Annotated in this window: 6 protein-coding genes; 1 reads left to right on the top strand and 5 read right to left on the bottom strand. The window is 71.0% G+C overall.

The genetic code is table 11. The features are described from left to right. The first annotated feature begins 140 nt into the window (after positions 1-140). Positions 141-2,300 (top strand): methylmalonyl-CoA mutase, encoded by a 2,160-nt coding sequence (gene scpA, locus ACFQ4O_RS13095; protein ID WP_378776139.1) that lies wholly within the window; start codon positions 141-143, stop codon positions 2,298-2,300. Between the two features lie 157 nt (positions 2,301-2,457). Here scpA and ACFQ4O_RS13090 read toward each other — a convergent pair whose 3' ends face one another. The 5 genes from ACFQ4O_RS13090 to ACFQ4O_RS13070 all read right to left on the bottom strand — a co-directional run. Then, on the bottom strand, positions 2,458-3,480 hold the full coding sequence (locus ACFQ4O_RS13090) for a peptidoglycan -binding protein (RefSeq protein WP_378776138.1): 1,023 nt from the start codon (positions 3,478-3,480) through the stop codon (positions 2,458-2,460). A gap of 16 nt (positions 3,481-3,496) precedes the next feature. Beyond that, a complete protein-coding gene (locus ACFQ4O_RS13085) occupies positions 3,497-4,513 on the bottom strand; it encodes a flagellar motor protein MotA (RefSeq protein ID WP_378776137.1) in 1,017 nt (338 codons plus the stop codon). A gap of 500 nt (positions 4,514-5,013) precedes the next feature. Then, entirely contained in the window at positions 5,014-5,799 is a 786-nt protein-coding gene (locus tag ACFQ4O_RS13080; RefSeq protein WP_378776136.1) for an inositol monophosphatase family protein, read from the bottom strand. Between the two features lie 165 nt (positions 5,800-5,964). Continuing rightward, the gene (gene efp / locus ACFQ4O_RS13075) at positions 5,965-6,528 is read right to left on the bottom strand and encodes an elongation factor P (protein WP_378776135.1); all 564 of its coding nucleotides are present in this window, start codon (positions 6,526-6,528) and stop codon (positions 5,965-5,967) included. Between the two features lie 103 nt (positions 6,529-6,631). After that, on the bottom strand, positions 6,632-7,577 hold a 946-nt coding region (locus tag ACFQ4O_RS13070), incomplete at its 5' end, for a tetratricopeptide repeat protein (protein WP_378776134.1).

The following is a 7,577-nucleotide window of genomic DNA, read 5'->3' as shown; positions in this document are numbered from 1 at the left end:
GGCGCGGCCGTGTGGCTCGCCGGGCGCCCGAAGGAGGGCCGCGCGGCGCTGGCGGCGGCGGGCGTCGCCCGCTTCGTCGCCGCCGGAGACGACATGCTGACCATTCTGAAGGAGGCCGCCGCCTCCGCCGGAGGCGACCGATGACCGCCCGTCTGCCCGATTTCGCCGACGTCGCCTGGCGCCGGCCGGACCTCGCGCCGCCTGCGTCGGGCGCCGAGCCCTGGACCACGCCGGAAGGCATCGACGTGAAGCCGGTCTATGGCGAGGCCGACCTCGCCGGCGTGTCGGGCCTCGACACCTGGCCCGGGCTCGCGCCCTTCATCCGTGGCCCGTACCCGACCATGTACGCCGCCCAGCCCTGGACCATCCGGCAATACGCCGGCTTCTCCACGGCCGAGGACTCCAACGCCTTCTACCGGGCGAACCTCGCCGCGGGCCAGATGGGCCTGTCGGTCGCGTTCGACCTCGCCACCCATCGCGGCTACGACAGCGACCACCCGCGCGTGACCGGCGACGTCGGCATGGCGGGCGTCGCGATCGACTCGATCTACGACATGCGGACGCTGTTCGACGGCATCCCGCTCGACAAGATGACCGTCTCCATGACGATGAACGGCGCGGTTCTGCCCGTGCTGGCGCTGTTCGTGGTGGCGGCGGAAGAGCAGGGGGTGGGGCAGGACAAGCTGGCCGGGACGATTCAGAACGACATTCTGAAGGAGTTCATGGTCCGCAACACCTACATCTATCCGCCCCAGCCCTCGATGCGGATCATTTCGGACATCTTCGCGCATACGTCCCAGCATATGCCGAAGTTCAACTCGATCTCGATTTCCGGCTACCACATGCAGGAGGCGGGGGCGACCGCCGATCTGGAGCTCGGCTACACGCTGGCGGACGGCGCGGAATATGTGCGCGCCGGCGTCGCCGCGGGCCTCGACATCGACAAGTTCGCGCCGCGCCTGTCGTTCTTCTGGGCGATCGGCATGAACGTGTTCATGGAGATCGCCAAGATGCGGGCCGCGCGCCTGATCTGGACGAAGCTCATGACCGATCTCGGCGCCAAGAGCCCGAAGTCGCTGCCTTTGCGCACCCACTGCCAGACCAGCGGCTGGTCGCTGACCGCGCAGGACGTCTACAACAACGTCACCCGCACCACGCTGGAGGCGATCGCCGCGACCCAGGGCGGCACCCAGTCGCTGCACACCAACTCCTTCGACGAGGCGCTGGCGCTGCCGACCGACTTCTCGGCCCGCATCGCCCGCAACACCCAGCTCGTGCTGCAGATGGAGAGCGGCACCACCCGCTTCATCGACCCGTGGGGCGGCTCGGCCTATGTGGAGCGCCTGACCCACGACCTCGCCGCCAAGGCGCTGGTCCACATCGCCGAGATCGACCGGCTGGGCGGCATGGCCAAGGCGATCGAGGCCGGCGTGCCGAAGCTCCGCATCGAGGAGGCGGCGGCCACCACCCAGGCCCGCATCGACAGCCGCGAGCAGACGGTGGTCGGCGTCAACGCCTACAAGGTGCTGAAGAACGAGACGCTGGACGTCCGCCAGATCAAGAACGCCGAGGTGCGCGCGGCGCAGGGCGCCAAGCTGGAGCGCCTGCGCGCCGAGCGCGACCCGAAGGCGGTGGAGGCGGCGCTGACCGCGCTCGAGAACGGCGCGCGCGGGAACGGCAATCTGCTGGCGCTCTCCATCGACGCCGCCCGCGCCAAGGCGACGGTGGGCGAGATCACCATCGCCATGGAGAAGGTGTTCGGCCGCCACAAGGCGGAGATCCGCTCCATTTCCGGCGTCTACAAGCGGGAGGCCCGCAACATGGGCGCGATCGAAGAGGTGCAGACGCTGGTCGCCGGCTTCGAGCGGGCGGATGGCCGCCGGCCGCGCATCCTGGTCGCGAAGGTCGGCCAGGACGGCCACGACCGCGGCCAGAAGATCATCGCCTCGGCCTTCGCCGATCTCGGCTTCGACGTGGACATCGGCCCGCTGTTCGCGACGCCGGAGGAATGCGCCCGGCAGGCGATCGAGAACGACGTCCACATCGTCGGCATCTCGTCGCTGACGGCCGGCCACCTCACGCTGGTGCCCGCGCTGCGCGACGCGCTGAAGGCGGAGGGCCGCGAGGACATCATGATCGTGGTCGGCGGCGTCATCCCGCCGGTGGACTATCCCGCGCTGCGCGAGTTCGGCGCCTCCGCCATCTTCCCGCCCGGCACCGTGGTGGCCGAGGCAGCCAAGGGCCTGATCGCCCAGCTCAACGAACGCCTCGGCTACGCCGACGCCCAGGCGGCGGAGTAGTAGGGGGCGAAGTCTTCGCCGCTCTCAAAATCCTGACCGCTCACAAGGCGAGCGCTCCTCCCTCCCCGCAAGGGGGAGGGGGACTTCGCTCTGTGCGGATTAGCGCGTCGGGCGGAAGTGGCGGAGGCTTCGCGGGCGGGGTCCACCCGCCGCGCCCCTACCGCTCCGTCAGCTTCAGCTCGATGCGGCGGTTGCGGCGGTAGGCGTCTTCGGTGGTGGCGGCGTCCAGCGGCTGGAACTCGCCGAAGCCGGCGGCGAGCAGGCGCTCGGGCGGCACGCCGCGGGAGACGAAATACTGCACCACCGCGATGGCGCGGGCGGCGGAGAGGTCCCAGTTGGAGCGGTAGGCGCCGCGGGTGGGGCGGTTGTCGGTGTGGCCGTCCACCCGCATCACCCAGCCGATGTCGGAGGGGATGTCGCGGGTCAGCTCCACGAGCGCCGTCGCCACCTTGTCGAGATCGGGCCGGGCCGCCTCGCTCAGCTCCGCCTGCCCGACGCCGAACAGCACCTCGGACTGGAACACGAAACGGTCGCCCACCACCCGCACGTCCGGCCGGTCGGCGAGGATCTGGCGCAGGCGGCCGAAGAAGTCGGAGCGGTAGCGGGTCAGCTCCTGCACCCGCTGGGCCAGCGCCACGTTCAGTCTTGAGCCGAGATCGGCGATCTTGGCCTGGCTCTCCCGGTCGCGCTTCTCGGAGGCGTTCAGCGCGTCTTCGAGCGCGGCGATCTGGCGGCGCAGCGCGGAAATCTGCTGGTTCAGAAGCTCCACCTGGCTGCGGGCCTGGGCGGAGAGGTCGCGCTCCCGCGACAGCGCCCCCTGCAGCTCGCTCACCTGCCCGCCGGCCTCGGCGGCGCGGGCGTCGCCGGACCGGGCGGCGTCGCGCAGGCGGTCCCGCTCGCTCTCGGCGGCGGCGAGGCTGGCGCTGAGCGACGACATCTGGTCGCGCGTGGTGCGGCCCGTGGCGCGCTCCAGCGCCAGCAGCTCGGTCAGCTCAGAAATCTGGGCGTTCAGCCGCGACAGGGCGTCGTCCTTGCCCGCCACCTCGCGGCCGAGCAGGAACTGCGCCACCATGAACACGGTGAGCAGGAACACGATCACCAGCAGCAGCGTGGACAGCGCGTCCACGAAGCCCGGCCAGTAATCGACCGGCTGGTACCGGCGGCGGGAGCTCAGGGCCATCGACGCGCCTCCGCGCTCACGAGCCGGCGGGTCCGCGCTCGGCCAGCAGCTTCTCCAGCAGGGTCCGGATCTGCTCCTGCTGGGCGGATTGCGCCTCCACCCAGTCGCGGATCATCTGCTGCTCGGAGCGCATGTGCTTGACGAGGCCCTGGATGCCTTCCGCAAGATGCGCGGTGGCCTGCGCCGCCGCTTTGCCGGAGCCGGAGCCAGACTCGCCAAGGGTGCGGTTCAGGCGGTCGAGCGCGGCGGCCATCTCCGGTCCGGCGGCGGGCAGGGGGCCGGCGAGCGGGGCGGCGGGATCGCCGGAATCCGCCATGGCGACAGCGGCGGCCAGCCAGTCCTCCAGCTCGTTGTGGAACCGGTTCTGGGCCTGCCCGGCCTGCAGGTCGAGGAAGCCGAGGATCAGCGAGCCGGCGAGGCCGAACAGCGAGGCCGAGAACGAGGTGCCCATGCCGGACAGCGGGCCGGCGAGGCCGGTCTTCAGCTCCTCGAACAGCACGCCGGTGTCCTGCGCGCCGCCGCCGCCGAGCGAGGAGATGACGTTGGAGATCGAGCCCACCGTCTCCAGCAGGCCCCAGAAGGTTCCGAGCAGGCCGAGGAACACCAGCAGGCCGGTGAGGTAGCGGCCGATCTCCCGCGCCTCGTCGAGGCGGGTGCCGATGGAATCGAGGATCGAGCGCATCAGCGCCGGGCCGATGGGCTTGTGGCCGACACGATCCCCCAGCAGCGACGCCATGGGGGCGAGCAGCCTCGGCTGGTCGCGCAGCGCCAGCCCCGGCTCCGACATGCGGAAGCCGTTCACCCAGCGCACCTCGGGAAACAGCCGCACCACCTGCCGGAAGGCCAGCAGGATGCCGATGAACAGCACCGCGAAGATGAGGCCGTTGAGCCCGGCGTTGGCGAAGAACGCCCGGGAGATCTGCTCGTGCAGCATCAGGGCCGCGAAGCCCGCCAGCGCGAGGAAGATCACCATGCGCAGCAGGAACACCCGCGGCGACGACAGCTTGTAGGGGTCGAGTTCGGACAGGGACATCGACAAGGGCGCTCGGGTTGCGGCGGCTTCAGGTCCGGCGACCATAATGCACGCCCGCGCCGCCGTAAAAGCCATGTGAAACGCGGGTTTCGGGGATGGGCGACGGTGAGGCGTGGAGAACGCGGTTCGTAGAGCGCCGCGCCGCCTCGTCCCGGCCTTGAGCCGGGACCCAGAGACTCTGAGCTTCCAGAACGTGCTGCGACAGCCGAACCGCTCAGTTCTGAGGCGTCGGCGTATCTGGGTCCCGGCTCGGGGGCTGGGACAAGGAAGAGGGGGGCGCGGCTGATGGCGACTGCGACGGGGCTGGCCGAGCCGGATTGCATGCGGAAGCGCCACGCCCTCTTGTCCCGGCCTTGAGCCGGGACCCAGAAACTCTGAGCTTTCAGAACTCACCGCGACGGCCGAACTGCTCGATTCTGAGGCGTCGGCGTATCTGGGTCCCGGCTCGGGGGCCGGGACAAGGAAGAGAGGGCGCAGTCTGATACGCCGGGCCCGGCGCGTCAGCCCTTGACGAGCTTCAGCAGCTGGCCGTGGATCTGTTCGTTGCCGGCGACCACGGAGCCGCGGGCGAGGGCGGCGTCCTGGCCTTCGGCGTCGGTGGCGAAGCCGCCGGCTTCCTTCACCAGCAGCAGGCCGGCGGCGATGTCCCACGGCTTCAGGTCGCGCTCCCAGAAGCCGTCGAGCCGGCCGGAGGCCACATAGGCGAGGTCGAGCGAGGCGGCGCCGAAGCGGCGGACGCCGGCGACGCGGCCCTGCACCCGCGACAGCTCCTCCCGGAACAGGTCGTGCCGCGGGCGGCCGAGATGGGGCACGCCGCAGGCGATCACCCCGTCCACGATGTCGCGCCGGCCCGACACACGCAGGCGGCGGTCGTTGAGGAAGGCGCCGCCGCCGCGCTCGGCGGTGTAGAGTTCATCGGTCACGGGGTTGAAGATCACGCCCGCCACCAGCTGCCCGGCCCGCTCCAGCCCGACGGAGATGGCGAACATGGGAATGCCGTGCAGGAAGTTGGTTGTGCCGTCGAGCGGATCGACGATCCAGCGGTGGTCGGGATCGGTGCCCTCGACCACGCCGCGCTCCTCCATCAGGAAGCCGTAGCCGGGGCGGACCCGCGACAGCTCCTGGAACAGCGTCTCCTCGGCCTTGCGGTCGGCGGCGGTGACGAAATCGCCCGGCCCCTTGGCGGAGACCTGCAGGTTCTCCACCTCGCCGAAGTCGCGGCGCATGCCGCGGCCGGCCTTCATGACGGCCTGGACCATGACGTTGAGGACGGGGGAGCGGGCCATGGGAGCGTCAGCTTTCGGGTTCGTGCGGGAAAACGCGAGGTGGCGGCGGGCGTTCGGATCCCGCCGGGTGAGGCGTCGCGCGCGGTCCCGAAGGCGTGGATGCCCGCGACAGGCGCGGGCATGACGGCGTGGCTGGTCCGGAATCGGCCCGGACCGGCCGCCCGCTCAGTCCGCGCGGCGGAGGTAGGTGACTTCGTTGGTGTCGACCACGATGCGCTCGCCGGACGCGATGAAGGGCGGCACCAGCACGCGCAGGCCGTTCTCGAGCTTGGCGGGCTTGTAGGACGAGGCGGCGGTCTGGCCCTTCACGACCGGATCGGCCTCCACGATCTCGAGCACCACCTGATCCGGCAGCTTGATGCCGATCGGCCGCTCTTCGTGCATCTCCACGGTCACGGTCATGCCGTCCTGCAGGAACGCGGCGCGCTCGCCCACGAAGTCGGAGGCGAGGGTGAGCTGCTCGTAGGAATCGGTGTCCATGAACACCAGATCGTCGCCCTCGGCGTAAAGGAACTGGAAGTCCTTCTGCTCCAGACGCACGCGCTCCACGGTCTCGTCGGCGCGGAAGCGCTCGTTGAGCTTGCGGCCGTCGATCAGGTTCTTCATCTCCACCTGATTGAAGGCGCCGCCCTTGCCGGGCTTCACGGCGTTGGTCTTCACCGCGGCCCAGAGGCCGCCCTGGTGCTCGATGACCATGCCGGGAGTGATCTGGTTGCCGTTGATCTTCATCGGTCTGTCTCTCGCGCGGGAGCCGACGCTCCGCGGCGCGGCGTTCGTGGGATCTGGCTTTGATTAAGCGGGTGCGCTCGTTTGCCCCCGGAGCCGCCGGACGTCAAGGTTTCCCGGCGGCCTGCGGGGCGGAAGCGGCCGGCGCGTCGACGAATTCCGGCCCGAAACCCGTGCTCCATTTGGCGTAGAGCGCGTCCGCGGCCTTGCGGTCGGCCTCCGACAGGGTCTGCACGAAGCCTTCGAGCCAGGTGTCCACCAGCCCCTGCGCCGCGGCCATACGGTGCCATGCGGCGGCGCGCACGGGGTCGCGGGCCACGCCCCGGCCATGGGCGTAGAGCCGGGCGAGCCGGTTCTGGCCGATGGCGTTGCCCCGGTCGGCGGCGCGGCGGAACAGGCGCGCGGCCTCGTCCTCGTCCTTGGGCGCGCCTTTGCCGTTGAACAGGGCGATGCCGTACTCCACCAGCGCCGCCGGCTGATCCTGCGCCGCGGCGCGGGCGAGCCAGGCCACCGACTGGTCGAGATCGGCCTCGACGCCGCGGCCCTCCTTCAGAAGCACGGCGTAGGCGTATTGGGCGTCCGGCTCGCCGAGCTTCGCCGCCGCGCGCAGGTCGGCGGCGGCGCCCTTGGGGTCCTCGGGCACCGTTTCGCCCTGCAGCTTCAGCAGCGCCAGATTGTAGAGCGCGGCCGGCTGGTTCAGCTCGCCCGCGGCCTGAAACAGCTCCACCGCGCCCTTCGGGTCGCGCTCCACGCCGTCCTCGCCGCGCAGCTTGAGCAGCCCAAGCTCCAGCATGGCCTGCCGGTCGCCGAGATCGGACGCGCGCTCGTACCAGCCCACCGCCGCCTTCATGTCGCGGGGCACGCCCTGGCCCTTGGCGTGGAGTTCGCCCAGCAGCGTCATGGCGGGGGCGTTCAGCCGCGGGCCTTCCGCGCGCGCCTTGGCGAGGGTGAAGGCCTCGATGTAGAGCCCGCGCTGATAGGCGCCGTAGGCGAGGTCGGCGCGCGGGTCCGGCGGCGCCTGCGGGGCCGGCTGGGGCGCGGCGGGCCGGGGC

This window comes from Methylopila musalis, from assembly GCF_042679725.1.
In the GTDB taxonomy this organism is placed as follows: Bacteria; Pseudomonadota; Alphaproteobacteria; order Rhizobiales; family Methylopilaceae; genus Methylopila; species Methylopila musalis.
The sequence above is the reverse complement of the archived record's forward strand: the minus strand, read 5'-3'. Positions and strand labels throughout refer to the sequence as shown.